The organism is Sphingobacterium sp. UBA7625, assembly GCF_002484085.1.
In the GTDB taxonomy this organism is placed as follows: domain Bacteria; phylum Bacteroidota; class Bacteroidia; order Sphingobacteriales; family Sphingobacteriaceae; genus Sphingobacterium; species Sphingobacterium athyrii.
The window spans coordinates 47180-72485 of record NZ_DLJD01000021.1 but is presented as its reverse complement, the minus strand read 5'-3'; the positions used below and the strand labels follow the sequence as shown (position 1 = coordinate 72485).

The 25306-nt window shown below is 41.8% G+C and carries 23 protein-coding genes; 20 read left to right on the top strand and 3 right to left on the bottom strand.

All coding sequences use genetic code 11. The annotated features are described in order from the left end of the window. Positions 1-111: 111 nt before the first annotated feature. From B4G94_RS07760 to B4G94_RS07745, 4 genes are all read left to right on the top strand, one after another. Entirely contained in the window at positions 112-1275 is a 1164-nt protein-coding gene (locus B4G94_RS07760; RefSeq protein ID WP_286858119.1) for an aldose epimerase family protein, read from the top strand. 158 nt (positions 1276-1433) lie between these two features. Then, positions 1434-3479: a beta-L-arabinofuranosidase domain-containing protein gene (locus B4G94_RS07755; protein ID WP_286858117.1), complete on the top strand. Its 2046-nt coding sequence runs from the start codon at positions 1434-1436 to the stop codon at positions 3477-3479. A gap of 31 nt (positions 3480-3510) precedes the next feature. Continuing rightward, the gene (locus B4G94_RS07750; protein WP_286858115.1) at positions 3511-5355 is read left to right on the top strand and encodes a glycoside hydrolase family 2 protein; all 1845 of its coding nucleotides are present in this window, start codon (positions 3511-3513) and stop codon (positions 5353-5355) included. A 98-nt stretch (positions 5356-5453) separates the two neighbouring features. After that, positions 5454-6548, top strand: a complete 1095-nt coding sequence (locus B4G94_RS07745; RefSeq protein WP_286858113.1) for a family 43 glycosylhydrolase — start codon at positions 5454-5456, stop codon at positions 6546-6548. A gap of 113 nt (positions 6549-6661) precedes the next feature. On the opposite strand, the gene B4G94_RS07740 is transcribed toward B4G94_RS07745, so the two are convergent. Continuing rightward, positions 6662-7609, bottom strand: coding sequence for an alpha/beta fold hydrolase (locus B4G94_RS07740; protein WP_286858111.1), 948 nt, complete (start codon positions 7607-7609; stop codon positions 6662-6664). Between the two features lie 301 nt (positions 7610-7910). On the opposite strand from B4G94_RS07740, the gene B4G94_RS07735 reads away from it, so the two are divergent. The 8 genes from B4G94_RS07735 to B4G94_RS07700 all read left to right on the top strand — a co-directional run bounded on the left by B4G94_RS07735 (position 7911) and on the right by B4G94_RS07700 (position 15505). Beyond that, positions 7911-9422 (top strand): ankyrin repeat domain-containing protein, encoded by a 1512-nt coding sequence (locus tag B4G94_RS07735; protein WP_286858110.1) that lies wholly within the window; start codon positions 7911-7913, stop codon positions 9420-9422. 4 nt (positions 9423-9426) lie between these two features. After that, positions 9427-9912: a DUF2271 domain-containing protein gene (locus B4G94_RS07730; protein ID WP_286858109.1), complete on the top strand. Its 486-nt coding sequence runs from the start codon at positions 9427-9429 to the stop codon at positions 9910-9912. A 6-nt stretch (positions 9913-9918) separates the two neighbouring features. Further along, the gene (locus B4G94_RS07725) at positions 9919-12117 is read left to right on the top strand and encodes a PepSY domain-containing protein (protein WP_286858108.1); all 2199 of its coding nucleotides are present in this window, start codon (positions 9919-9921) and stop codon (positions 12115-12117) included. Positions 12118-12294: 177 nt separating this feature from the next. Beyond that, positions 12295-13275, top strand: coding sequence for an FAD:protein FMN transferase (locus B4G94_RS07720; RefSeq protein ID WP_286858107.1), 981 nt, complete (start codon positions 12295-12297; stop codon positions 13273-13275). Positions 13276-13494: 219 nt separating this feature from the next. Then, complete coding sequence (locus tag B4G94_RS07715) at positions 13495-14052, top strand: RNA polymerase sigma factor (protein WP_286858106.1); 558 nt, start codon at positions 13495-13497, stop codon at positions 14050-14052. Between the two features lie 10 nt (positions 14053-14062). Further along, positions 14063-14401, top strand: coding sequence for a hypothetical protein (locus B4G94_RS07710; RefSeq protein WP_286858104.1), 339 nt, complete (start codon positions 14063-14065; stop codon positions 14399-14401). Between the two features lie 252 nt (positions 14402-14653). Then, entirely contained in the window at positions 14654-14947 is a 294-nt protein-coding gene (locus tag B4G94_RS07705) for a hypothetical protein (RefSeq protein ID WP_286858102.1), read from the top strand. 105 nt (positions 14948-15052) lie between these two features. Further along, positions 15053-15505, top strand: a complete 453-nt coding sequence (locus B4G94_RS07700; RefSeq protein ID WP_165306241.1) for an Hsp20/alpha crystallin family protein — start codon at positions 15053-15055, stop codon at positions 15503-15505. A gap of 65 nt (positions 15506-15570) precedes the next feature. Here B4G94_RS07700 and B4G94_RS07695 read toward each other — a convergent pair whose 3' ends face one another. Further along, positions 15571-16152: a DUF4126 domain-containing protein gene (locus B4G94_RS07695; protein ID WP_108632395.1), complete on the bottom strand. Its 582-nt coding sequence runs from the start codon at positions 16150-16152 to the stop codon at positions 15571-15573. A gap of 266 nt (positions 16153-16418) precedes the next feature. On the opposite strand from B4G94_RS07695, the gene katG reads away from it, so the two are divergent. Next, the gene (katG, locus tag B4G94_RS07690) at positions 16419-18698 is read left to right on the top strand and encodes a catalase/peroxidase HPI (protein WP_286858099.1); all 2280 of its coding nucleotides are present in this window, start codon (positions 16419-16421) and stop codon (positions 18696-18698) included. 670 nt (positions 18699-19368) lie between these two features. Here katG and B4G94_RS07685 read toward each other — a convergent pair. After that, positions 19369-20109: a YqjF family protein gene (locus B4G94_RS07685; protein WP_286858097.1), complete on the bottom strand. Its 741-nt coding sequence runs from the start codon at positions 20107-20109 to the stop codon at positions 19369-19371. A gap of 204 nt (positions 20110-20313) precedes the next feature. Here B4G94_RS07685 and B4G94_RS07680 point away from each other — a divergent pair, with 204 nt between their 5' ends. From B4G94_RS07680 to B4G94_RS07650, 7 genes are all read left to right on the top strand, one after another. After that, positions 20314-20712 (top strand): hypothetical protein, encoded by a 399-nt coding sequence (locus B4G94_RS07680; protein ID WP_108632393.1) that lies wholly within the window; start codon positions 20314-20316, stop codon positions 20710-20712. 91 nt (positions 20713-20803) lie between these two features. Further along, the gene (locus B4G94_RS07675; RefSeq protein ID WP_165306244.1) at positions 20804-21148 is read left to right on the top strand and encodes a hydrogenase maturation nickel metallochaperone HypA; all 345 of its coding nucleotides are present in this window, start codon (positions 20804-20806) and stop codon (positions 21146-21148) included. 13 nt (positions 21149-21161) lie between these two features. Further along, positions 21162-21890, top strand: a complete 729-nt coding sequence (gene hypB / locus B4G94_RS07670) for a hydrogenase nickel incorporation protein HypB (protein WP_165306245.1) — start codon at positions 21162-21164, stop codon at positions 21888-21890. An 82-nt stretch (positions 21891-21972) separates the two neighbouring features. Beyond that, on the top strand, positions 21973-22452 hold the full coding sequence (locus B4G94_RS07665) for a hypothetical protein (protein ID WP_286858093.1): 480 nt from the start codon (positions 21973-21975) through the stop codon (positions 22450-22452). Continuing rightward, entirely contained in the window at positions 22442-23443 is a 1002-nt protein-coding gene (locus B4G94_RS07660) for an ABC transporter substrate-binding protein (protein WP_286858092.1), read from the top strand. The genes B4G94_RS07665 and B4G94_RS07660 overlap by 11 nt, the downstream gene beginning before the upstream one ends. Continuing rightward, complete coding sequence (locus tag B4G94_RS07655) at positions 23440-24456, top strand: FecCD family ABC transporter permease (protein WP_108632388.1); 1017 nt, start codon at positions 23440-23442, stop codon at positions 24454-24456. The genes B4G94_RS07660 and B4G94_RS07655 overlap by 4 nt, the downstream gene beginning before the upstream one ends. Then, positions 24453-25280: an ABC transporter ATP-binding protein gene (locus tag B4G94_RS07650; protein WP_286858089.1), complete on the top strand. Its 828-nt coding sequence runs from the start codon at positions 24453-24455 to the stop codon at positions 25278-25280. Before B4G94_RS07655 ends, B4G94_RS07650 begins: the two co-directional genes overlap by 4 nt. Positions 25281-25306 lie beyond the last annotated feature (26 nt).

Here is a 25306-nt window from a genome sequence, read left to right as displayed (position 1 = left end):
AAAAAAAATAAGATTTTAGTATCTGTATTGCAACCAATAAAATTATAAAAAATATGGATAACAACGCATTTGTTATTCAACAAAGATTATAAACTGTTTAAATCATAAGAAATGAAAGGAAAATTGATGGTGCTGGGTATTTCCGGTTTACTTACCTATTGTTGTCTGTCCTGTCAACAAATGAATAGTTCAAAAACGGCTTCAAAAGACACGGTAGCAGCCTTAATGGACACTTCATCATTCAGCGCGACAATCGATACAAAAAAAGTCCATCTATATGAATTGACTAACAAAAACGGTGTACAGGCCTATTTTACTAATTTTGGAGCCCGCGTTGTTGGTTTATGGGTACCGGATAAGGAAGGTAAATTGTGTGACGTTGTCTTGGGATTTTCTAAGGCCAGTGATTATAATAATCCCAAAGAACCATTTTTTGGAACAATCGTGGGACCTTTCGGCAATCGTATTGCAAAAGGGCAATTTAAGCTGGATGACAAGAACTATACGCTGGCTGTCAATAATGGACCGAATACATTACACGGTGGTTTCAAAGGCGTACATTTTGCGCATTGGACCTTAAAGAAAGCTGATCGGTCGTCCCTTACTTTTGCGTATATCTTGCCAGATGGACAGGAAGGATTTCCGGGCAACATTCAGATGGAAGTTACTTATACGCTCAATGACAAGAATGAATTGATGATCGCTTACCGAGCTGAAACTGATAAAAAGACAGTGATTAATTTAACAAATCATGCTTATTTTAACTTGAATGGCGAGGGCAGCGGAACGATTCTGGACCACCAGCTTCAATTGTTTGCCAATCAATATACCCCCGTCGACAGTACCTTGATACCTACAGGACAATTAGCCGAAGTAAAAGGAACAGCGTTTGACTTTACCTCTCCCAAGACTATTGGAAAAGATATCAATGCCACTGATAGGCAGCTCACCTATGGAAAAGGATATGACCATAATTTTGTGTTGAGCAAGGAGAAAGAAGGCGAGTGGTATAAAGCCGCACAGGTCGTGGGAGATAAGTCTGGTATTATCATGGATATTTTGACCACCGAACCGGGGATTCAATTCTACAGCGGCAACTTTATGAATGAGCAAGTGCAGTTAAAAAATGGAAAAAAGGATTCTTTTCGGACAGCGTTCTGTTTAGAACCACAGCATTTTCCGGATGCGCCAAATCAACCCAACTTTCCAACAACAATTGTAAGTCCTGGGCAGGTCTATCAAACGAAGTCCCTGTATCGTTTTTCAATAAAATAGTATAGATTAATAATGATTGGTTTTGGAAGTACATCCCTATGGGGATGTGCTTTCTTCTTTTGATACAAATAGGCAGTCTTTTGAGAAAAATCAATCGTCCAACTCATTGATTAAATCTTATTTTTGGATAATCAGTTATAAAACTAATCAAGCCAATAATGACAAAAAAAATAGGTCTATTATCTTATTTCATTGGAATTTGTTTTTTAAGTTCTGCGCAGAGCAATGCCGTAGTCGCCGTTGATCAACTACCGGTTGAGGGTAAAAATCTAAACTATATTAACAACCGCTTGCCGTTAAAACAGAACGCCCTGCTGAAGCTACCTGTAGGGAGTATTGTTCCGGAAGGCTGGTTAGGCAAATACCTGGAGCTGCAGAAAGATGGTCTTACGGGGCATCTTGGTGAAATTAGTGCATGGTTATCAAAGAAAAATAATGCATGGTTGAGCTCCAATGGGAAAGGTGATTACGGTTGGGAGGAAGTCCCCTATTGGCTGAAAGGTTATGCAAATCTGGGGTATATTCTGAAAGACCCTAAAATAATAGCCGAATCAAAAATATGGTTGGAAGCAGCAATCAAGAGCCAACGGCCTGATGGCTACTTTGGTCCCCTGATCTTGCGGAACAATAAACCCGATTTATGGGGTAATATGATCATGCTTTGGTGCTTACAATCCTATTACGAATATAGTGCTGATCAACGTGTGCTAACCCTAATGACCAACTACTTTAAATGGCAGTCAAATTTACCGGATAGCTTTTTTCTAAAAGACTATTGGGAGAATAGTCGTGGTGGGGATAATTTATTATCAGTCTATTGGCTTTATAATCGGACCCAAGGGAACGAATGGTTGATGGGCCTTGCAGATAAAATCCATCGTAACACAGCCAACTGGCGGCAAAAAGATGACTTGCCCAACTGGCACAATGTCAATGTTGCACAATGTTTCAGGGAGCCGGCAACTTATTATCTCAAAAGTCAGTCCACTGAAGATCTGAAGGCGACTTACAATAATTTTCATTTTGTCAGACAAGTATTTGGTCAAGTGCCGGGCGGAATGTTCGGCGCCGATGAAAATGCCCGTCCGGGGTATACCGACCCGCGGCAAGGAGTCGAAACCTGCGGTATGGTCGAACAGATGGCCTCAAATGAAATTCTTCTTGGAATCACAGGGGATCCATTTTGGGCAGATCACGCGGAAGAGGTTGCTTTTAATACCTATCCCGCAGCAGTAACAGCTGATTTCAAAGCGCTACGTTATATCACTAGCCCAAATATGAGCATTAGCGATAGTCATAATCATGCTCCGGGAATTGATAACAACGGTCCATTTTTGATGATGAACCCTTTTAGTTCACGCTGTTGCCAACATAATCATAGTCAAGGATGGCCATATTATGCAGAGCATCTGTATATGGCAACAAACGATAATGGCGTTGCCGCAGTACTTTATGCTGCATCCCATGCAGATATCAAGGTCGGGGACAATCAAAAGATTCAGATTAAACAAGCCTCCAATTATCCATTCGAAGAATCGATTCGCTTTACAATAGGAACGAATGGAAAGGCAGCTGATTTTCCGTTCTACTTGCGGATTCCTGCCTGGGCAAAACAGGCACAGGTCAAAATTAATGGAAAGGCACAGACCGTTGAGCCAGGTGCAAAGTACATCCGGATTGACCGAAAATGGAAAGATGGAGATCAGGTGGAACTATTGTTGCCGATGTCCATTGAGTTGAATACCTGGACGGCAAATAAAAATGCGGTTAGCATCCAACGGGGACCATTGACCTATGCCTTGAAGATTGAGGAGAATTATATACAAAAGGATAGTAAAGCTTCGGCTATTGGTGACTCAAAATGGCAGGAAACCGCTGACCCAACCAAATGGCCTTCGTACGAGATCCTTCCTGCGAGTGATTGGAATTATGGCCTTGTCCAAAATGAATTGCTTGCTCCAGATCAATTGAAAGTTGTCAAACGGGCGTGGCCAAAAGATGCCTTTCCATTTGAAGCGGATGCGGTACCTATTTCCATTTTGGTAAAAGCGAAACGAATTGATGGCTGGAAAATAGATGAAAATGGATTGACCGGTGTATTGCCATTGAGCCCAGTGGAAAGTCAGGCAGCAGTTCAACAAGTCGAATTGATTCCAATGGGGGCTGCCCGTTTGCGTATAGCAGCATTTCCGACAGTAAAGTAATTAAAGATATAAATGATATAACGATTTTTTTATGATGAAGAAAACTTTATTTTTTGCCAGTCTGATGATGGCTGCACAATTGAATTTTGCGCAGGAATGGAAGCCGGTAGGCGATCACATATTGACCTCCTGGGGTGAAAAAGTGACTGCACAGAAACCACATCCAGAATATCCGAGACCACAACTGGTGCGGACAAATAACTGGCAAAATTTAAACGGCTTATGGAAATATGCCATTACTCCAGTAAATGCAAAAGAAATTCCCAAACAGTGGGACGGAAGTATCCTGGTGCCTTTTGCGGTAGAATCTGCACTTTCAGGGGTTGGTAAGGAAGTTGGTAAAGATAAAGCATTATGGTATACCAACACGATTACCTTGGACAAGTCGGTCAACAAAAATAATGTCTTGCTCCATTTTGGCGCTGTGGACTGGCAATGCGATGTATATGTAAATAATCAATTGGTCGGTAGACATGAAGGCGGTTTTGACCCTTTTTCGATGGACGTGACCCGTTTTCTCAAAAAAGGAACTAAACAGGAAATCGCAGTACGTGTATGGGATCCGACAGATGAGGGGCCACAACCAAGAGGTAAGCAGGTCAATCGTCCGAATGGCATTTGGTATACACCGGTTACCGGCATATGGCAAACGGTGTGGCTGGAAAGTGTGCCATCATCTTATATCGTGACAACAAAACAGACACCGCGGTTGGATGAAGGGATACTTGCCTTCCAGGCGACAGTGGCAGGTAGTCAGGCCGGTGATGAAATTAAAGTGCGGGCACTAAACGGAACTCAAGTCATTAAAGAACAGGTGGGACAACCAAATGCAGCTTTCGAGCTTGCCGTTCCGAATTTGGAAGCCTGGTCACCCAATAATCCGAAGCTTTACGATTTGGAAATTCAGTTAGTCCGCAAAGGGAAGGTCATTGACCAAGCAAAAAGCTATTTCGCGATGCGTAAAATTTCAATGGGAAAAGATGAAAACGGGATACAAAGACTCCTATTGAACAATAATTTTACATTTCAGTATGGACCACTTGATCAAGGCTGGTGGCCCGATGGTTTGCATACTGCACCTACGGATGAAGCCCTAAAGTTTGATGTAATCAAGACAAAGGAAATGGGTTTCAATATGATCCGTAAGCACATTAAAGTTGAACCCGCACGGTGGTATCGCTACTGTGATAGCATTGGTATGCTTGTCTGGCAAGATATGCCAAGCGGCGATCTCGGGGGAAATCATTGGGACATGCAACCTGGGAAAATATCTGGCGGAAATCGGGATAAGGTGCGTTCAGCAGAGTCTGAAGGATATTATAGAAAGGAATGGAAAACCATCATGGAGGTTTTGCATAATTACCCGAGCATTGTGATTTGGGTGCCTTTTAATGAAGCCTGGGGACAATTTAAGACAAAAGAAATCACCGAATGGACGATGGCCAATGATCCATCCCGTTTGGTAAACAGTGCCAGCGGCGGTAATTTTATGGAAACCGGCCATATACTGGATATACACAACTACCCAGATGCGGCAATGCCGGATCCAAAATTGTTTGGCGCAAATCAGGTATTGGCATTAGGTGAATTTGGAGGTCTGGGACTTCCCGTAGATGGTCATTCCTGGCAACAAAAAGACAACTGGGGCTACCAGAGTTTCAAAAATAAAACCGAACTGCTCGAACGGTATAAACAATTGATCCGTGATTTGACAAGACTGATTCCTATGGGGCTGTCGGCAGGCGTTTATACACAGACGACAGATGTGGAGGTGGAAACCAATGGTTTGATGACGTATGATCGTAAAGTCATTAAAATGCCTGAAACAGAATTAAACGCTGCCCACCAGGCCCTCTATCATGCGCCAACGAAATAGTCTTAAAGGAACATCATGAATGGAAATTGTGACGGCTTTCATATAATTTTTTCGGATACAAGGATAGGAAAGCATCTGGATAACATAAAATTGATAAAATGTTGCAGTCGAACTCGTTAAAATATTGGAGTGGCGTAGTGATAATCCTGAGCCTGTTGAACTCCTGTAGAAGTTCTTCAGGTTCAGTTACACAACCTGTTCAGACTACGCGGTCTTCCGTAAAAAACACAACGTATATAAATCCTGTCTTTGAACCGATACTCGCAGACCCTACAGTGGTACGTAATCCAAAGAATAAATTATTTTATGCTTATGGAACAGCTGATAATTGGGGCGATGGCAAGGGACAGCGTTTAGTTTCTATTTTGCAGTCAAAAGATCTAGTACATTGGACCTGGATCGGAACGGCATTTTCAGCCAAGCCCAACTGGAAGCCGGAAGGTGGGATCTGGGCGCCAGATGTGGTGTTATTGAATGGGAAATATATAATGTACTATGCTTACTCCACTTGGGGCGATCCTAATCCCGGTATTGGGGTGGCCCTAGCGGACAAACCTGAGGGGCCATTCGTGGATCAGGGCAAACTGTTCGATAGTAAATCGATCGATGTACCCAATTCGATAGACCCCTATTTTTTCAGGGAAAATAACCGGAACTACCTCTTCTGGGGAAGTTTTAGCGATGCCACTACGCAGGGGACTTTTGGTATTCCTTTAAATAATGATGGAATGCAAATCCCCGATCTTAAAAAGAAATTTAAGGTTGCAGCTGGTGATTTTGAAGCTGTGGTCATCCATAAAAGAAAAGGCTATTATTACTTTATCGGTTCAAAAGGATCCTGTTGCGAAGGCGAAAAAAGTACTTATCATGTCCTCGTTGGCCGATCAAAAAAATTGCAGGGCCCTTATCTGGATCAGGAAGGCCGTGATTTGACACAAAGAGGAAGCGGAACATTATTACTGAAAGGAAATGATAAATTTGTGGGCACAGGGCATACTTCCCGGATTATAACCGATGATCAAGGCAACGATTGGTTGCTTTATCATGCCATAGACCCCAAAAGGCCACGTGTTTCTACCAGGGGAAATCGCCGCATGCTATTGCTGGATAGGGTAATCTGGAAAGAAGATTGGCCTACGATTGAGGGGGAGACAAGTAGCGTTGTGGAAAAGGTCGCACCTGTCTTTAAATAGTTTTGATTAACATTTTGACGGAAATTGGATTACTACTGCTAAGGGCCATTTTATCTCTACTAGATGAGATGCTTGAGTTACAGCAATTGTTTAGCCCAAATACTTGGCTACAATTAGCTTAGATGCTGCTCTAGCCATTGATCAATGAATTGAAAGACATCTTCCCTGCAGTCTTCGTTGAGTATTTCGTGACGCATGCCTTTATATAGTTTTAAAGTAATATCGGCCTGACCCTGCGTACGCAATTGGGCGACAGTATCTTCCACTCCCTTCCCGAAATCACCAATAGGGTCATCTTGTCCGCTAATAAACAATAGGGGTAAACCCTTTGGGATGCGTTTTGTCAGCTCTTTGTCTGTCGCTCGTAGCGATAGACTCAATACCGTATAAAAACCATTGTTGGTAAACAAACCACCGCATAGTGGATCTTCAATAAAAGCCATGCGATTCGCTTTGTTGACACTTAGCCAATTGCTATTGTTTTGGTTGGGTTCATTCTTAAATCCGGAATTATTACGCCTGTCAAATATACCGTTGATTAATTTACTGCGTTTTTTGGGGGCAAGGGAATTCAGTACAGCCAATAGCGTACGAAAAGCTGTGGATCCCTTTTGTCTTCCGCCCGTCCCTACGATTATGGCTCCTTTAAAACGATCTCCCGCTTGTTGTAAGGCACATCGGGTCACAAAAGATCCCATGGAATGGCCCAAGATAAAATGCGGTTGATCGGGGTAGCTTTGTTGTAATACAGTACTCATTGTTAACGCGTCCTGCACAAGTTGTTCCGCTGGATCAGATTGTTGAAAATACCCCAACCCTTCCGCATTCACGGCCGTTTTCCCATGCCCCAACTGATCATAAAGGAGTACAGCAAAACCACGGTTAGCCAGATGATCGGCAAGCATTTGATAGCGCCCACTATGTTCCTGCATGCCATGAACAATCAATATTGTTCCTAGTACCTTTTGGTTCTCAGGTTTAAATATAGTATAGAAGAGTTTATGGGCTGGTTTACCTTCAAAAGAACGTATTGAAAAAAGATTGGACGATACCATATTCATGATGTTGCTTCCTTAGTGTTAAAGTAAACTAAGATAATTTTGTTGGATTTGCAAGTGGAGTTTATCGTTTGGATAAAAAAGCAAAGTGACGCATACCGAGCAAATTTCGCCCGTATTAATTTTTTAGTACCAGAATATTTTTTAGATTTGCAGTAATTTAGAATTAATTTAAATAAGATATTAGTTCTTCGGTTTAATATTTGAATCCAGCTGAGGTTGGCAAGAGCCATACGATATTCACAAAAAGGTAGGGGATAGCGATTGTTCATGATGACTTCATTATTAATAAAAATACGTTCTAATGAAAAAGACACTTTTAGCAGCTTTACTTTTAGCGGCATCTTATGCCCAGGCACAGACAAATTCATTGATGAATGGTGAGTTTTGGAAAGGTAAACCTACTTTGGCTACCGTTAAGGAAGAGATTACAAAAGGAAATAGTCCTTCACAACCAAATGCGGCATCTTTCGATCCTGTAACGATGGCAATCCTAAATGGAGCCCCGACTGATGTTGTCAAATTCATGATCGAACAAGAAGGAAATAGTGTCACTAAGAAAACCCACCATAGCCGGAGTTATCTGCATTGGGCGGCTTCAAGTGGTAATGCTGAATTGGTGGATTATCTCATTGCAAAAGGTTCCGATGTGAACTACCAGGATAGTCATGGCTACCCGATCGTAGCCTATGCAGCGTCGACAGGAAATACCAATACCGCTGTTTATGAGGCTTTATTTAAAGCTGGAGTAGATCCTAAACAAAAATATGAAGGTGGAGCTACGTTAATGATGTTGGCGGCTTCTGCTGATAAAGATCTTGCATTGACAGATTACTTTATCAAGAAGGGGCTTTCTATACAAGATAAAGATGAGTATGGGCGTACCGTAACAGATTATGCGGCAAAATTGGGTAACATGGCCTTGGTCGAAAAGTTTATTGCCCGTGGTGTAAAACCGACAAACAATGCATTATTTTTTTCTACTCAAGGATCAAGACAGGTTTCAAATGGCTTGGACACGTATACCTATTTGGTAGAGAAACTAAAATTGGATCCTAAAGCCATTAATAAAGACGGTGCGACTTTATTGCATGCCTTGGTGCGTCGCCCAGATATGGCGGTGATCAATTACTTTTTAGAAAAAGGGGTTGATGTTGCAAAAGCAGATAACGAGGGCAATACAGCCCTTATGGTTGCGGCAAATGGCAAGGACGCAAAATTAGTGGAACTGCTACTCTCCAAAGCGAAAAATGTGAATGCGGTGAATGAGAAAGGTGAATCCGCATTGACCAAGGCAGTGGGTAATGGTACAGCTGAGGTCGCAGCACTCTTAATTAAAAACGGTGCTGATACCAAATTGTTGGATAAAGACGGTAATAACTTAGCCGTTTACTGGTTTAATTCTTTTAAGGAAACCCCACAAGGTGGACGTCCACAACAAGGAGCGCAATCCAATAGCTCGTACATAGATGATTTTAAAGAAAAATTAGCTGTGCTTAAAGCTGGTGGATTGGATGTTGTCGCACCCCAGAAAAATGGTAGTACACTTTATCATCTTGCTGTCGCTAAGGAAAGCACAAACCTCATTCAGAAAGCAAGCGAATTGGGGGTAGATATCAATGCACAGGATAAAGACGGAACCACCGCACTACATAAAGCTGCTTTGATTGCGAAAGACGATTCATTATTGAAGAGATTGGTCGCTTTAGGAGCAAATAAAGAACTGAAAACCGAATTTGATGAAACCGCATACGATTTGGCTAAAGAAAATGACTTTTTGTCAAAAGGAAATGTACAGTTGGACTTTTTAAAATAATAAGATGAATACTATAATTAAAATCGCGCTAATCACACTTTTGTTTTCTGCAGTTTCTGTCAGCACATTTGCCCAAACGGGTAAGTATAAATGTATGATCCAAATGAACGCCTATCAAGGAGAAGGAGCTTATGTCGTTATTTCACTCATATTCCCGAAGGGAGCATACGAAAAAACACTTGCTGTATTGGGGCCAGATAAACAATGGTATAATACATTGAAAGAGTGGTATAAATTTCAGGCTAAAACCAAAGAAAAACTGAGCGCAGTGACCGGTGCTTCTGTTGGTGGCGGTGACCGTGCGATGCGTACTTTGGAAATTGATGAGTCTAAATTCAACAAAGGGTATAAACTTCGCTTTGAATCCGCTGTCGAAGAGCAAAAATATCATACTTCAGATGTAGAGATCCCATTAACAAAAGAGGCTATTACTGAAAAAGCAAATGGTAAGGGATACATTAAGCTTGTCAAATTAAATAAAGTACAATAAGAAAAAATGTTGGTATCTGTCTGGAGGTATGCACATTTAGCCTTAGCTCTTGTTTCTTCTGTTTTTTTACTATTATTATCGGTCACGGGAGTAATTTTGGCTATTGACGCCGTCAATGAAAAAATGCCACCCTATCGAATAGAAAATATAGGTTCTTTGGATCTTTCGCAGACCATTACCGGTCTGCGAAAGGTTTATCCTGAAATTATTGAAATTTCGGTCGACCACAATCAATTTGTGAGCATTGACGCCATAGATGCTGAGGGAAATACTGTAAAAGGGTATATTGACCCGCAAACCGGCAAATATCTGGGTGCACAAAAGAACAAAACACAGTTTGTTCAATGGACTACAGCACTGCATCGTTCCTTATTCTTAAAGGTAACAGGCCGAATCATTATCGGCATCGCTTCTTTTCTACTATTTTTGATTACTATCTCAGGTTTGGTGTTGATTATCAAACGTCAACAGGGCGTTCGACATTTCTTTGCTAAGATCAATCGGGATTTCTTCGCACAGTATTTTCATGTTGTTTCAGGGCGGTTGTTTCTGATACCCATTTTAATTTTGGCTTTGACAGGGACCTATTTATTTATGGTCCGAATCGAACTGTTAAAGAAGACAAATCAAACGGTTGAATATCCGGTGAAGGAAAATGAGACCGAGGAGCTGGCGATAGCAGATTTTTCGATCTTTAAAAAAACGAAACTTAACGATGTCGTGAAGGTGGAGTTCCCTTTTATGGAAGGAGATCCTGACGAATATTATGTCCTCAAACTGAAAGACCGGGAGTTGACAGTAAATCAATTGAATGGTGCCGCACATAAAGAAGTCAAGTATCCCTTTACTGCACTTGCAGAACAATTTTCGCTCGATCTTCACACCGGTAAAACCAATATGATATGGGCCATCATTTTGGGGCTTGCATCACTGAATATTGTGTTTTTTATTTATACGGGTTTTGTCATTACCTTCAAACGTACGCGAACAAAGATTAAGAATAAGTATAAGGCAGCTGACGCCGAAATTGTTATTCTGGTAGGTACTGAAAATGGGAGTACTTTGTTTTTTGCCAATCAGATTCACAAACAGCTATTGGCTGATGGTAAAAAATCACTTTTGCTCGGGATGAACCACTATCAGTATTTTCCAAAAGCAAAACATCTTTTGCTGTTTACGTCCACCTACGGTCTAGGAACAGCGCCTTCCAATGCGACTCAGTTTGAGAAAAAGCTATTGGCCTATCCACAGCAGCAGTCGATTAATTTCTCTGTTCTCGGTTTTGGATCGAAAGCGTACCCTGATTTTTGTGCCTATGCATATGCGATAGACAAGTTGCTCAGTCAGCAAGTATGGGCCTCCCGACTGATAGACCCACATACGGTCAATGACAAAAGTGTTGATGAACTGATTGCATGGGTACATCATTGGAGTGAACATACCAATATTGCCTTAGCTTCTGCTCCAGCGATATACAGCTTCAAAGTTGTTGGATTGAAGAAATTTAAAGTGATTGCCCGATCAACTGTTTCGGAGAGCAACAGTACCTTTACACTTTTATTAAAGCCACTTGGAAAAATGAAAGTGCTGTCTGGAGATTTGTTGGCCATCTATCCGGCACAGGATCAACGGGAACGTTTCTATTCCATTGGATGCAAGGACGGAATGGTTCAATTGGTCGTCAAGCTATTTCCTGATGGTTTTGGCTCGGGATTTCTATACCAACTAAAAGCTGATCAGGTTCTGGAAGCGCGTGTCATGGCCAATCCAAGTTTTCATTTTCCCAAGACAGCACCTGCTGTGGCGTTGATTGCAAATGGAACCGGTATTGCACCGTTTTTGGGTATGATTGCGGAAAATCAGCATAAAATACCCGTCAAACTCTATGCAGGCTTCCGCAAGAACAATGAGATCACAACACAATATCTGGAATTTACCGACGCACAAAAAAAACTGGGACAGCTGAACGATGTACAGCTGGCTTTTTCACGGGAACAGCAGGGGCAGTATGTGATGGATCTGATCCGTCAGGACGGTACGTACTTTGTTGAATTGCTCGAACAGCAAGGCTGTATCTTATTGTGTGGTTCACTTCGTATGCAACAGGATGTCGAAGCAACTTTAAACGAGATACTGCTGGTAAGTACAGGCAAATCGATCAGCATCTACAAAGAAAATGGTCAGATCCTGACAGATTGTTACTAGATTCGGGTATGAAACAAATTATATGGTGTGTAATCGCATGAGGATATGCTGCAGAATCGCCTGTAACCGTTATGTTGTTGGACACTTGGAAGAGCATAATCGTTATTTGGTTTTGATTTTGAACTTTGCCTGAAAAGGTTCACAATCTTATATTTTTATTTGTTATAACAATTTGTAATGGATTATTATAAGCAGTTTCTACTGATTTCAGTATTTTGGTTGATAGCCGCCGTTAACGGTTTTTCACAGGTATTGCTCAAAAAACAGGTGACCCTTATGGGGTCTGTTTTTGAGATCACATTAGTTGATCAGGATAGCGTAAAGGCCAACCAGCATATTGTCGAAGTCATCGCAGAGATTGAACGTATCGAAAACCTGATTTCGGAGTGGCGTCCATATACGCAGATTTCGGAGGTCAACCGCAATGCGGGGATTAAACCTGTTAAAGTTGATCGGGAAGTATTTGACCTGACTAAAAGGGCAATTCAATACAGCTGGAATTCACAAGGAGCCTTTGATATTAGCATTGTCGCTTTAGATAAAATATGGAAGTTTGATGGCAGCATGGATACAATGCCTTCTGAGGATGCGATCAGAAATTCGGTTGCCAAAGTTGGCTATAAACATATTGTTTTGGATAGTGCTGCTTCGACTATTTTCTTGGAACTTCCGGGCATGAAGATTGGCTTTGGCTCGATCGGGAAGGGTTATGCCGCCGATCGGGGACGGGAGATCATGAAAGCCCGTGGAATCACTGCCGGAATCGTCAATGCTTCCGGGGATCTATCTACCTGGGGTAGCCAACCAAATGGTGAGCCCTGGAAGATTGGGGTGAACAACCCCTTCAAATCGCATCAGATGGTCCAGGTTCTTCGTCTAAATGAAATGGCTGTCGCTACCTCAGGCAGCTATGAAAAATATGCCGAAATCGAAGGGAAACGTTATTCTCATATTATTAATCCTATTAGCGGATACCCAGCTACGGGACTGACTTCGGTGACAATCTATGGCCCGTCGGCAGAAATAGCCAATGCACTGAGCACTTCCATTATGGTGCTGGGTGAAAAAGAAGGGAAGAAAATAATCCGTAATTTCCCAAATTATCGTTTTATCTTTATTACAGACAAAGGAAAGGTTGTCCGGGATAAACGCAAGTAATCCTATTAAACAACAACCTGTATGTTCATGTAACCATCGTGATTTCTTTACGCCGGATGAATCGAACGATTGAGCTCATGAATGTCGCTTAAAAAATACAGACGATTAATAAATCTGATAGCTGCATCACAGGAAAAAAAATATACAGATGCAAATAATTTAGAGTAAAAGCGTTGTTGGTTCGTCTATGTGGCTATGGACATTGCATACCAAAATCATATGGCAGAAAAAAACTCCAGATCATTTACAGACATCGTCAAGACTTATGGGAGTCAATTGCTGCGTTTTGTAAAAGGAAAGGTCAAAAAAACGGAAGATGCCGAGGATATCTTGCAGGAGGTCTGGTATCAATTCAGCCGTTTGACCAATATGGACGAACTTGAAAATGCCGGGGCATGGTTGTATGCTGTCACTCGAAACAAGATTACCGATAGCTACCGAAAAAAGAAAGATGAATCACTTGATGATTTAGTGGGGGATGGAGAGGAAGTGGATACGGCCTTTCCGATACGTCAGTTTCTGCTGGCCGATGATTCGAACAACCCGGAGCTCAAATTATTCAAAGATATTTTCTGGGATGAATTGATGAAAGCGCTGGAAGAATTGCCAGAAAAGCAACGTCGGGTTTTTATGCTCAATGAAATTGAAGATAAAACATTGCAGGAGATTGCCGAGATGGAGAATGAAAATCTAAAAACGATAATAAGCAGAAAGGGTTATGCTGTAAAACATCTGCGTTTACGTTTGCGGAACTTATACGAAGAATTAAAATTTTAACAATATAGCTATGAATAGAAGAATGAGAAGACAGGGAAAAGGCAAATTTGCTTTTGTATTTGTTGCCATTATCATTGGAGTTTTCTTGCTGGTAGCCTTATTACAATATTTGTGGAATACATTGATGTGTGATATTTTCAATTTGAAAGCTATTAGCTATTGGCAGGCATTTGGTCTGTTTTTGCTATCACGTATTCTATTTGGACGTGGATTTGGTAAGTCGGGAAGGGGCGGATTCCGTAAAAATTTCCCCTCTGATATGGGCCGCCATGGAGATCTTTCAGAAGAGGAAAGGGAGCGCTTGCGTGAGGAATGGAAACGTCGTTTCAATGGACGATGTGGATTCTGAAAAAAATAAAATTTTTTAAAGTAAAAACCTGGTACAGGCGTCTTCTTCTATAAAGGCGCCTTTTTTTATGCCAAGAGCTGAAGAAACACTGTAAAGGTAATGACAGGACGCGATGATCTGTTACTAGCGATATAAAACAATGATACGGGTTGAGAAATTGACAACGAAAGAAGTATATCGGATAACGAATAGGATTACCAATAAGTGGATTGACAGATTTTGGGTTTAAAGAACAATTAAATTAAAGAAAAAATGAAAAATAAAATTCGATTTATATTACCCCGCTTGATTGCATTGACGGTAATAGTGGGTTTAGCCAGCTTGATTATGGGAGCGATCTTTAAGCTGTTGTTGGTTGCAACGATTTTATTCGGAATAGGAAGCTTTGCAATGGCCAAAATGCGTAGGAGAGAAATGCGTTCATTTAAAATGGACAAGGCTCCGATCCACCCCGGAATGTACAGTGCGTCGAGGACGAATAGTGCAATCGTTCCTTTATACAAACAACAACGGAATAAGAATGCGACAATCGTCCCGGTGTACTAATCAGGACCTGGTAGAAAACCAAATAACATAAATAGAGACAGTAGTGAAGTCCTTTGGGCTGCTCATTACTCAATACACAATATTCATTACTAAAAAAATAAAGACATGTTTAAAAGAGATCATTATTCCAGCGGATATTCAAATCAAAATAGATTTTGCGGTCAGCATTTCAAAGACCGTTTTGAAAAATTTCAACAGCATTTTTTTGAAGGCGAAGCAGGGCAGCGCGGAGAAGGACAGCAATTTGTTCCTGTGAATATTTCCGAAAATTCCGAGTTCTACGAAGTGCAGGTGTTTGCCGCCGGCCGAAAGAAAGAGCAATTTCAGGTCAGTATAAATGAGGGAATCTTAACGATTTCTTGTACAGAAAATGCCAACGATGCGGCAGCTTATATCTATAAAGAGCATTTGGGCACTGCGTTTGAACGTGAATTTCAATTAAATGAACAGGTGCTTACAGATAATGTACATGCCAGTTTTGAAGATGGTGTACTAACAGTCATTCTCCCTAAGGATCTTGACAAGGTGAAAAGACCACAAGAAGTCATTATTGACTAAATAATCGGCAACAAGTAGCTAAACAGCAACTCCAAAAGAGGTCGATGCGGGCGCATTGACCTCTTTTATGTTTTTTTGAGTTTTTTTTGTAGCTGTTTTTTTCCAAATTTTCCGAAGAAATAAAATAGTGCTAGAACGACCAAAATAGCCATAAAAGGAACGAATATGGCCAGAATGGTCAAGACGGAGGAACCAATGGTCTCCATGGTCGAAATAATAAAATTGCCAAGACCCGCGGTACCGATGGAAGATGCGGCTCTAGTACCAGCCAGTACTGTACTAATTGTTGCAGCAGTTCCCCCGCCAGCAATAATGGCCGTTGACCAGCGGAAAAACGGAGAAATATCGGTAAACTGGACCGCAAATAGTAATGTTCCCGCAATCGTTGCCAAGGGAATAGAAATTGTGTCCAGGATATTGTCCACACCTGGGATGTAGTAAGCAGCAATTTCAACAATCATTGCTATACTTGTCGTAATCAGGACCAAATTCGAACCCGCCCAAGCCCATTCATTGCCCACCTGAAACAATTCGAGACGACAGCCTAAACTTAATAAAAATAGTGGCATAAAAATTCGGAAGCCGGTTGCCGCGGCCAGACTTATACCGATAAATGCACTGATTAGGTATGTGGATAACTCCCCCATGACAAATGAATATTAGTTCTTTCTATTCATAGAATAAAAAAAGAGTGTTTTTTGTTTTTTAATTGTTGCGAACGATGGAGGTAAATATTACATCAAGGTAGTTGTACTGGGGATTGTTTATAGTGTGTAGTCCTATTTATAGATTTTGATTATATTATATCGAATCATTCGATGAGCTCGGGATCGCATATATGTTTAATTTTATGAAAGTAAAAGTCAAACAATTTGATCATTTAGGATATTATATAATTAAACTTTCTTTTAATATGGACAACAACGAAAAAGACATTAGCAAATGCCCATTTCACAATGGAACGATGCGCAACGCCGTTGCGGGAGGGGGAACTCAGAATCAAGATTGGTGGCCAAATAGACTTCGTGTTGATCTTTTGAGACAGCATGCGACAAAATCAAATCCTATGGACGAAGGCTATGATTATGCTGAAGCTTTCAAACAGTTGGATCTGGAGGCCGTTAAAAGAGATTTACATGTACTAATGACAGATTCACAGGATTGGTGGCCAGCAGATTTTGGACATTATGGTCCCTTATTTATTCGGATGGCCTGGCATAGTGCAGGAACTTATCGTGTAAGTGATGGCCGCGGCGGTGCAGGATCCGGACAGCAGCGCTTTGCTCCTTTAAATAGTTGGCCGGACAATGTTAGCTTGGATAAGGCCCGTCGGCTGTTGTGGCCGATCAAACAAAAATATGGTAAGCATATTTCCTGGGCAGATTTATTGATCTTAACGGGAAATGTTGCGTTGGAATCAATGGGATTTAAAACCTTTGGCTTTTCAGGAGGTCGTGTGGATGCTTTTGAACCGGAATTGGATGTATACTGGGGATCTGAAAAGACCTGGTTAGGTGGTGATGTCCGTTATGCGCATGGCTCTGAAGGTGTGGTTGAGTCGCATGGTGTTTTATCAGCGGACGATGATGCAGATGGCAAACAACATTCCCGCAATCTTGAGAAACCTTTGGCAGCGGTACAGATGGGGCTGATTTATGTCAATCCGGAAGGGCCGGATGGAAATCCAGACCCAATTGCAGCTGCAAAGGATATCAGAGATACTTTCGGGCGTATGGCAATGAATGATGAGGAAACTGTTGCCCTAATTGCCGGAGGACATACTTTTGGGAAGACGCATGGTGCCGGACCTGCGGACAATGTCGGCAAGGAACCAGAGGCTGCTGGTATCGAACAACAAGGGCTCGGATGGAAAAGCAGCTATGGTACCGGAGTAGGTACTGATGCGATTACCAGTGGCCTGGAAGTGATCTGGACCCAAAAACCCACAGAATGGACAAACCTCTTTTTTAAAAACCTTTTTGAAAATGAATGGGAGCTTACAAAAAGTCCTGCAGGCGCTCATCAATGGGTAGCCAAGGGAGTGGAAGCTACTGTTCCTGATCCTTTTGATCCGAATAAAAAACGTAGGCCGACGATGTTGACAACGGATTTGTCTTTGCGCTTTGATCCCGTTTACGAAAAGATTTCCCGTAAATTCTATGAAGATCAGGATGCTTTTGCGGATGCTTTCTCGCGTGCATGGTTTAAATTAACGCACCGTGATTTAGGTCCACGAGAACGTTATTTGGGGGCAGAAGTGCCGAGTGAAGAATTGCTATGGCAAGACCCTATTCCTGCCATAGACCATGTCTTGGTTGACGCAAATGATATTGAGGATTTAAAAGCAGCTATTTTGGCGTCAGGTCTTAGCACAGCGGAGCTCGTGACCACAGCATGGGCTTCGGCATCTACTTTCCGCGGTTCGGATATGCGCGGTGGCGCAAATGGAGCTCGAATTCGTTTGGCGCCACAACGATACTGGCAGGTTAATAACCCGACGCAATTGCAAAAGGTACTTACAGTGCTGGAGCAGGTCCAACAGGATTTTAATGGTAAACAACAAGGAGGGAAAAAAGTATCGTTGGCTGATTTAATTGTTCTTGCCGGTGTGGCAGCGATCGAACAGGCAGCCAGAGCTGGCGGCCATGACCTCAAAGTTCCGTTTAATCCTGGACGCATGGATGCTTCCCAAGAGCAGACTGATGTAGAATCGATGGGTTATCTAGAGCCTATTGCTGACGGATTTAGAAACTATCGAAAGGGTGCCTACACGGTTTCGACAGAGTCATTATTGATTGATAAAGCGCAATTACTGACCTTATCCGTTCCAGAATTAACCGTTTTAATCGGTGGAATGCGTGTATTGCAGGCTAATTTTGATGGTTCTCAAACAGGTGTTATGACCGAGCGCCCCGGACAGTTGACCAATGATTTTTTTGTGAATCTATTGGATATGGGAACAGCCTGGACAGCCGTTTCGCAGGATAGGGAACTCTTTGAAGGAACAGACCGTAAAACGGGCGCAAAGAAATGGATTGCTGGACGCGCGGACCTGGTATTTGGTTCTAACGCTGAATTAAGAGCTGTTGCTGAAATCTATGGTAGTGCTGATGCGAAAGAAAAATTCGCTAAGGATTTTGTCGCTGCCTGGAATAAAGTGATGGAGTTGGATCGTTTTGATTTACACAGATAACTGGACGAAGCACTGCTTGCTAATGTAATCTCAAAGCACAGTAGCGACGCCTGACAAGTGATTAATAATATGAAGGCCTGTACATGATCAGTCGTACAGGCCTTTTTTGCGTTGTATACAAAATTAAAGGATAATAGTAGGGGTAAAATTCCGCCAAAATTCAGGAGGCACGAAAAACTTTTTGGCGGAATTTTACCCTATTTTTTTATTGAGTTTCAATTTGTTTTTTGCTAAAAACTTGATCTATCGTCTTTAATCCCATAGTTTGTTACTCAGATTTCTCTGTCCTAGATTTGGGGTAAAAACAAATTCCCCTCGGGGGACGGAAGGTTCCCTTAAGGAAAAGACAAATTCCCCTCGGGGGACGGAAGATTCCCTTAAGGAAAAAACAAATTCCCCTCGGGGGACGGAAGATTCCCTTAAGGAAAAGACAAATTCCCCGCGGGGGACGGAAGATTCCCTTAAGGAAAAAACAAATTCCCCTCGGGGGACGGAAGATTCCCTTAAGGAAAAAACAAATTCCCCTCGGAGGGCGGAAGATTCCCTTAAGAAAAAAACAAATCACCCCCGGAGGACGGAAGATTCTCCCATGGGAAAGTATAGTTTTCTCCTGGGGTTTTGCATTTTGGCAGATGAATTTGCCGAGAAAACGTGAATGTAGGTATTATTGTTATGGTTGGTGGGGCTTGATCGTTACAGCGTCCCAGGCCAGTACTTGTACACCTGGAGAGTAGTGTATCAGCGCAATATTTTCGTTATGGAGATGAATACCTCCTGTTTTATAGTCCAACTGACATTCTTGCAATTGCACTGAAAACAACGGCCACTCCGGATGATGGATGTCGAAACAATATATTCCATCGGGTTTGTCCAGGTAAAGGCAATAGCGTTCGGTAAGCCAGGTATCAAGGCTTGATTTTATTTTAATCTTATCGGTCACGGCAAAGATCGTTTTTAACCTAAAGCCCCTTTCTTGGTTAAGATTATGATACCCTTGCGTATCCCGCAACATAGTGGACTTTTCGTAAGGCAGACCCGATAATTTTTTTGCGACCAATGCGGATAAGTATTTGCTTGCTTCAATATTGATAAAATAAACACCCTTTTTACCATCCTGATCGATATAGGTACGTAAATTGATCTCATAAAAGTCCGAAATGGGTGGGAATGCAGGCAAATTTCTGGGACGGATATTTTTCATTTTGAAAGCAACCAAAGATACATAACATAGACTTTTGTGCTGATCGATTTGCAATTCGGCAGGAACTAATGGCCGGAGTAGCTCATAATCGACTTGAAAATGTAAAAAAAGTAAATCAAGCCATTCCTGATAGTAACGCCAAGGGCTAGTTAGTATAGGCCAGGGACGATGGTTATAATCGCTTAAAACTGTTTTAATTTTTTGTGCCAAAATCGTCAATTTATACCTCTAAGATCATTTTAATCTCGCTTTAACCAAATTTTAATTTAATATATGAAGAATTATGGAATTTTCTTTGGACTTTTCCTATTTTGTGAAATAAAATTCAAGATTTGTGCTACTTTTTGTTGTTTGATCGGTAGTAACTTTGTGTTGTTTTCAAAGGGAAACTTGTTACTTTGTTAGTTTACAGCTATGTGGAAGCACTTTATTTTTCTAATTACAGTTCTGTTTGTTTCATTTAAAAGTTTAAATGCAAACAGTGTTGTACTGAAAAGTGATAGTTCTCACCATAACATTTCTTCCCTAAAAACTGAATCGAATAAGGATAACTTTCTACCCTCGACCCCTCAAAAAATAGACAATCCAGATTTAGATCCTTTATATCCATCGCTGCAATCTATCGCAGAACTGGATGTTGAGAATAATCAGGATTGGTTAACGGATCGCTGGGTGGCTATGGTCGATTTACTATGGCATGAATTACTGCCTTCGACGCTGCAAAACGACTACCGTTATCTACATGTTTTGGATATTGAACCGATTCCCATCGCACGGTTCCTGCTTTTTGAGCAAATAAAAATCCCATTTTAACAATTTTGGGCTTTCGGTTTTGACGGAAGCTGAACGAAAAAGTCGTAATTTCTTTTCTAAATTTATTTTATTGATTTATTAAAATATACCCATGCACGAGCTAAGTATAGTAAAGGATATCTTCGATACCCTGACCTCGCATTACGAGACTAGGGTGGATGATATCCAGAAAATTCAGGTGACAGCAGGACTATTGTCCAATGTGCAGCCTGTGCTGATCCAAAATGCTTTTGACGCTTTTATCACTGAAAACACCCATTACCGGAATATGGAAATGGAGGTTGTGGTAAATGATATCATTGCCTATTGTGAACATTGCCAGAAGAATTTTCCTGTTCATTTTCACCGATTTGTCTGCGATTGTGGGCAGCCTTCGAGTACAATTGTTCAAGGAGATGAACTCTATATTTCCAAAGTAATTTTTAAACACGATTAAAAAATCAATTATCATGTCAGACAATACTCAAAATCCTAAGAGCTTAGGTAACCGCGTCGGTTCGGTTCAATGTGAAAATACAACCCTACATTTATTAAAAGCAAATGATTTTGTCGCCAAAAGTATCCGCGACAGACTGAAAGATGTATGTGTGGTTAATGTATGTTCTTCTCCGGGTTCTGGTAAAACAACCTTGATGCAAGAGACTGGAAAGCGTCTTTCCAAAGATCTAAACATTGCCGTGTTAGTGGGAGACCCTGAAACGGAACGTGATGCCATCCGCATGCGTGATGTTGGCATCAATGCTTTGCAGATTGTTACCGGCGGTATGTGCCATATCGAGGCGCAAATGATTTTGCAGGCCTTGGATCACATCGATATCGAAGGCATCGATTTGTTATTTATCGAAAATGTCGGAAACTTACTTTGCCCTTCGGCATTTGATCTTGGTGAAGACTATCGGGTCACTTTATTGGCGACAACCGAAGGTGATGATAAACCAAAAAAATACCCACGTATGTTTCTGACCAGTGAATTGATGCTTGTTTCAAAAGCAGACTTGTTACCGTATGTACCTTTCTCCGTAGAAGCCGTGACAAAAGATGCACGTGAAGTGAATCCAAATCTGGAAGTGATCACGATCAGTACCTTGAATGGAGATGGCCTAGATAACTGGTGTGACTGGTTGAAAGAGAAAGTCCAACTGAAAAAAGAACAACAGAAAGTAGCTGCGGCGAAATAGTAAATGCGCGAAAGTGATTAACACTCAGATAGCACGATAGTTGATCACAGCGCAAAGCACGAATGAGATACCCAATATAACAATGAATAGATTGCCTGTAACGATAGATACCATTATACCCCAGTATCAAACCATCACTGATCAGGTAGATCGGGTATACATCGAATGGTTTGAAATTAATAAACGCCGTTTGACCAGAAATACCTTGTCTGGCAATACGATCCTGATGGAACTGGAGCAGGGACAGGAGTGGCATCATGGAGATGCGCTGTATCACAATGGGGAACTGCAGGCAATCGTTACGGTCAAACCGACTCTGGCGATCAGGTTTAACCCCTCGGATTTTTTCCAGCTGGCAGATTTCGGTTATTTCGTCGGTAATCGACATCTACCGATATTCCAGGTCGGTCAGCTCAAATCTCTCCGTTTGCCCTACGATGGTCGACTCTATGAGCAAATTGCGGCGAAATATGGTGCGTCTGTCCAATTGGAAGAAGCGATATTGCTGTCTGAAAATCGGATTCACCAACAGCTAAAGAACAGGAGAAACAATGAAAATTAGTATCTATACATTGCTATTGTCCCTGGTTTTGTTGGTCTGTTTACAAGGCTGCCAAAACCAACAGTCCAAAGCAAATAAAAATGGAGTGAAGGCCCTAGATAGCCGCGGCAAGGAAATTACGTTAGCGCAACCTGCAAAACGTGTTGTTGTCCTGTATCCCTCCCTTGTGGATGAGGTGTATATGCTAAAGGCCAGTGACCGGCTGGTCGGTATTCCAGAACAAGTCTATCAAATGGAAGATACCTATGCTTTTTTATCCAAGTTAGATCCACGTATCGTTGAAAAAAGTATAGCTACACCAACTTTTGGCGGCCAGGCCAACAATGTGGAAAGCATCGTAAGCCTGAATCCCGATCTTGTCCTGACATTTAATACCGATCAGGATAATATTGCGCAACTCGAAAATTTGGGTATTCCCGTCTTCACTTTTTCATCGAAAGATGAAACCAGTATCTTTAACGAATTGATCGGAATGGGAACGCTTTTGGACAAGAAAGCACGGGCTGAGGAAATTGTGAAATTTGTCGGAGATGAGGTTAAAAAAATGGCAGCTCCGTTAGATCAGCCGCAAAAGAAAGTGTATTACGCCTGGTCAAAAGGACGGGTACTTTCGACCTCGGGGAAGGGTAGCCTCATCGATATGGCTATTCGTCTATCGGGGGCGGCAAATGCCTGTCCCTTGGAAATGGAAGCACCAAATGTAGGGGCTGAAACGATCTACAAGTGGAATCCCGATCTCATGATTCTATGGAATTCCAAAAGTTCTGATGTTTACAATTTGAAAGAATTGGCCGCACTGCCTGCCGTAAAAAATAAACAGGTATTTGTGATGTCACCGTCCTTTCCTTTTGATCCACATACAGTGAAATTTATGCTCTTTGCCAAACAGGTGCGGCATTGGTGTTTCCCGAGTTATACCAAGGAACAACTCGATCAGGATATGACAATGGCTTTTGACAAATTATACGGTAAAGCGGGGCTTCTGCAATGATACTTCAATTAAAAAAGCTTTTATTGTTGGTGATATTGCCATTAGTGCTGCTCCTGCTTTCATTATTGATCGGCTCAAGTCAGCATATTGGTTTTATTGAACTCTGCCAACGTATAGGGTTGGAATTAGGGCTTTATAAAGGAAATGATACGACAGTATTGATGGGCAGCATGGATACCATTTTGTGGCAAGTACGTTTGCCACGGATTTTATTGACCTTTATGGTCGGTGCCGCTCTTGCCTCGTCTGGAGGGACCTTACAAGCTATTTTTCGAAATCCTATTGTAGACCCATTTACGTTGGGAATATCTTCCGGTGCTGCTTTCGGTGCCGCATTAGCCATGCTGTTTCCACTTTTGTCCGTCAATGTTTCGGCATTTCTTTTTGGTGTCTGTGCTGTGGCCTTGACTTACTTTGTATCCAATGCCGGTTTAAAAACATCAATCATTGGGATGGTTTTGGCAGGAATGGTTATTTCAGGGGTATTTACAGCGATGCTTACCCTATTACAATATATCAGTGATCCTTATAAATTGCAGGCTATTGTGCAGTGGACGATGGGAAATCTCCATACCGCCTCCTGGTCAAAAGTGCAGAACGCCTTTTTACCGATAGTGATCGGATTGATCATATTGATCTTATTGCGTTGGAAATTGAATTTGTTGGCATTGGGAGATCAGGAAGCAATTGCTGTGGGGGTGAATCCAAAACTCTTGAAATTGGTAATGATTGGGGTTGCGACCATGATCACCGCATCAGCTGTTGCTGCGGTAGGCGTGATCAGCTTATTTGGACTCATTGTTCCACATATCAGCCGCATGATTTTTGGCCCCAACAATAATATTGTCGTATGGGCGAATATCAGTATCGGTGGGACATTCCTGTTATTGATTGACGATTTTTCCCGTGCAGTCATGCCTTTCGAAATTCCGATAGGGGTATTTACAATGATTATTGGCGCTCCACTCTTTATCTATCTGATGCGCCGGAACGAAATTAACTGGAACTCATGAGCAAATCCATCCATATCAAAAACCTATCCTTTGCCTATGGTAAGGATACTATTTTGCGGGACGTCAATGTGTCCTTCCCGGAAGGAAAGCTTTCGGTTATTCTGGGCCGGAATGGTAGTGGTAAGTCGACCTTGTTCAATGTTATTGCCGGATTGGAGAAACACTATCAGGGATCGGTATTAATCGGTAAAACAGAACGTAGAAACTGGAAGGTTGGTAAATCAAATGCGCTTAAACTGGGTTTCTTAAACCAGTTTCATCAGACAACTTTCCCTTTTAAGGTGGCAGATGTTATTTTAACAGGGCGTGCATCGTTCTCCCGCTTTTCGCCGCGCCGCGAAGATTTTGAGGCTTTAGATGCAATCCTGGAGAAATTTAATCTCGCACATTTAAAGGATAAATCTTATACTTCCCTGTCAGGTGGGGAGCGGCAGCTGGTCTTGCTTTGTCGGGTATTGGTGCAACAGCCTAATCTGTTGCTTTTGGATGAACCGACAAACCATCTTGACCTGAACTATCAGATTGCCGTTTTGCAGACTGCTAAAGAACTGGTCAAGGAGGGAACAACGGTGCTCTGTGTTATGCACGACCCCAATATGGCCTATCTTTTTGGCGACCACTTTTATTTGATGCAGGACAATACACTGGTGGATCTACAAGGGATGGACAGGGAGCAGGTTCGGAAAGTATTGGAACAGACCTATGAGTTGCCATTGATCAGTTTGGAAAACCAAGGGAAATGGATGTTTGCACCCATGCTTTATACACATGACTGGGCTTCGCTAAAATCCCTTGAACTGGATGGAATACATAATAAGCTCTAACCTATTGTAAGCAATCGGCCAAAAAG

What these genes read in the sequence shown, in the direction of transcription:
- B4G94_RS07700 (WP_165306241.1), top strand. Translation starts at nt 15,053, where the DNA reads ATGTTTAAAAGAGATCATTATTCCAGCGGATATTCAAATCAAAATAGA.
- hypB (WP_165306245.1), top strand. Translation starts at nt 21,162, where the DNA reads ATGTCAGACAATACTCAAAATCCTAAGAGCTTAGGTAACCGCGTCGGT.
- B4G94_RS07695 (WP_108632395.1), bottom strand. Translation starts at nt 16,152, where the DNA reads ATGGGGGAGTTATCCACATACCTAATCAGTGCATTTATCGGTATAAGT.
- B4G94_RS07745 (WP_286858113.1), top strand. Translation starts at nt 5,454, where the DNA reads ATGTTGCAGTCGAACTCGTTAAAATATTGGAGTGGCGTAGTGATAATC.
- B4G94_RS07680 (WP_108632393.1), top strand. Translation starts at nt 20,314, where the DNA reads ATGTGGAAGCACTTTATTTTTCTAATTACAGTTCTGTTTGTTTCATTT.
- B4G94_RS07660 (WP_286858092.1), top strand. Translation starts at nt 22,442, where the DNA reads ATGAAAATTAGTATCTATACATTGCTATTGTCCCTGGTTTTGTTGGTC.
- B4G94_RS07735 (WP_286858110.1), top strand. Translation starts at nt 7,911, where the DNA reads ATGAAAAAGACACTTTTAGCAGCTTTACTTTTAGCGGCATCTTATGCC.
- B4G94_RS07730 (WP_286858109.1), top strand. Translation starts at nt 9,427, where the DNA reads ATGAATACTATAATTAAAATCGCGCTAATCACACTTTTGTTTTCTGCA.
- B4G94_RS07650 (WP_286858089.1), top strand. Translation starts at nt 24,453, where the DNA reads ATGAGCAAATCCATCCATATCAAAAACCTATCCTTTGCCTATGGTAAG.
- katG (WP_286858099.1), top strand. Translation starts at nt 16,419, where the DNA reads ATGGACAACAACGAAAAAGACATTAGCAAATGCCCATTTCACAATGGA.
- B4G94_RS07755 (WP_286858117.1), top strand. Translation starts at nt 1,434, where the DNA reads ATGACAAAAAAAATAGGTCTATTATCTTATTTCATTGGAATTTGTTTT.
- B4G94_RS07720 (WP_286858107.1), top strand. Translation starts at nt 12,295, where the DNA reads ATGGATTATTATAAGCAGTTTCTACTGATTTCAGTATTTTGGTTGATA.
- B4G94_RS07725 (WP_286858108.1), top strand. Translation starts at nt 9,919, where the DNA reads ATGTTGGTATCTGTCTGGAGGTATGCACATTTAGCCTTAGCTCTTGTT.
- B4G94_RS07655 (WP_108632388.1), top strand. Translation starts at nt 23,440, where the DNA reads ATGATACTTCAATTAAAAAAGCTTTTATTGTTGGTGATATTGCCATTA.
- B4G94_RS07705 (WP_286858102.1), top strand. Translation starts at nt 14,654, where the DNA reads ATGAAAAATAAAATTCGATTTATATTACCCCGCTTGATTGCATTGACG.
- B4G94_RS07715 (WP_286858106.1), top strand. Translation starts at nt 13,495, where the DNA reads ATGGCAGAAAAAAACTCCAGATCATTTACAGACATCGTCAAGACTTAT.
- B4G94_RS07665 (WP_286858093.1), top strand. Translation starts at nt 21,973, where the DNA reads ATGAATAGATTGCCTGTAACGATAGATACCATTATACCCCAGTATCAA.
- B4G94_RS07675 (WP_165306244.1), top strand. Translation starts at nt 20,804, where the DNA reads ATGCACGAGCTAAGTATAGTAAAGGATATCTTCGATACCCTGACCTCG.
- B4G94_RS07740 (WP_286858111.1), bottom strand. Translation starts at nt 7,609, where the DNA reads ATGAATATGGTATCGTCCAATCTTTTTTCAATACGTTCTTTTGAAGGT.
- B4G94_RS07760 (WP_286858119.1), top strand. Translation starts at nt 112, where the DNA reads ATGAAAGGAAAATTGATGGTGCTGGGTATTTCCGGTTTACTTACCTAT.
- B4G94_RS07710 (WP_286858104.1), top strand. Translation starts at nt 14,063, where the DNA reads ATGAATAGAAGAATGAGAAGACAGGGAAAAGGCAAATTTGCTTTTGTA.
- B4G94_RS07750 (WP_286858115.1), top strand. Translation starts at nt 3,511, where the DNA reads ATGATGAAGAAAACTTTATTTTTTGCCAGTCTGATGATGGCTGCACAA.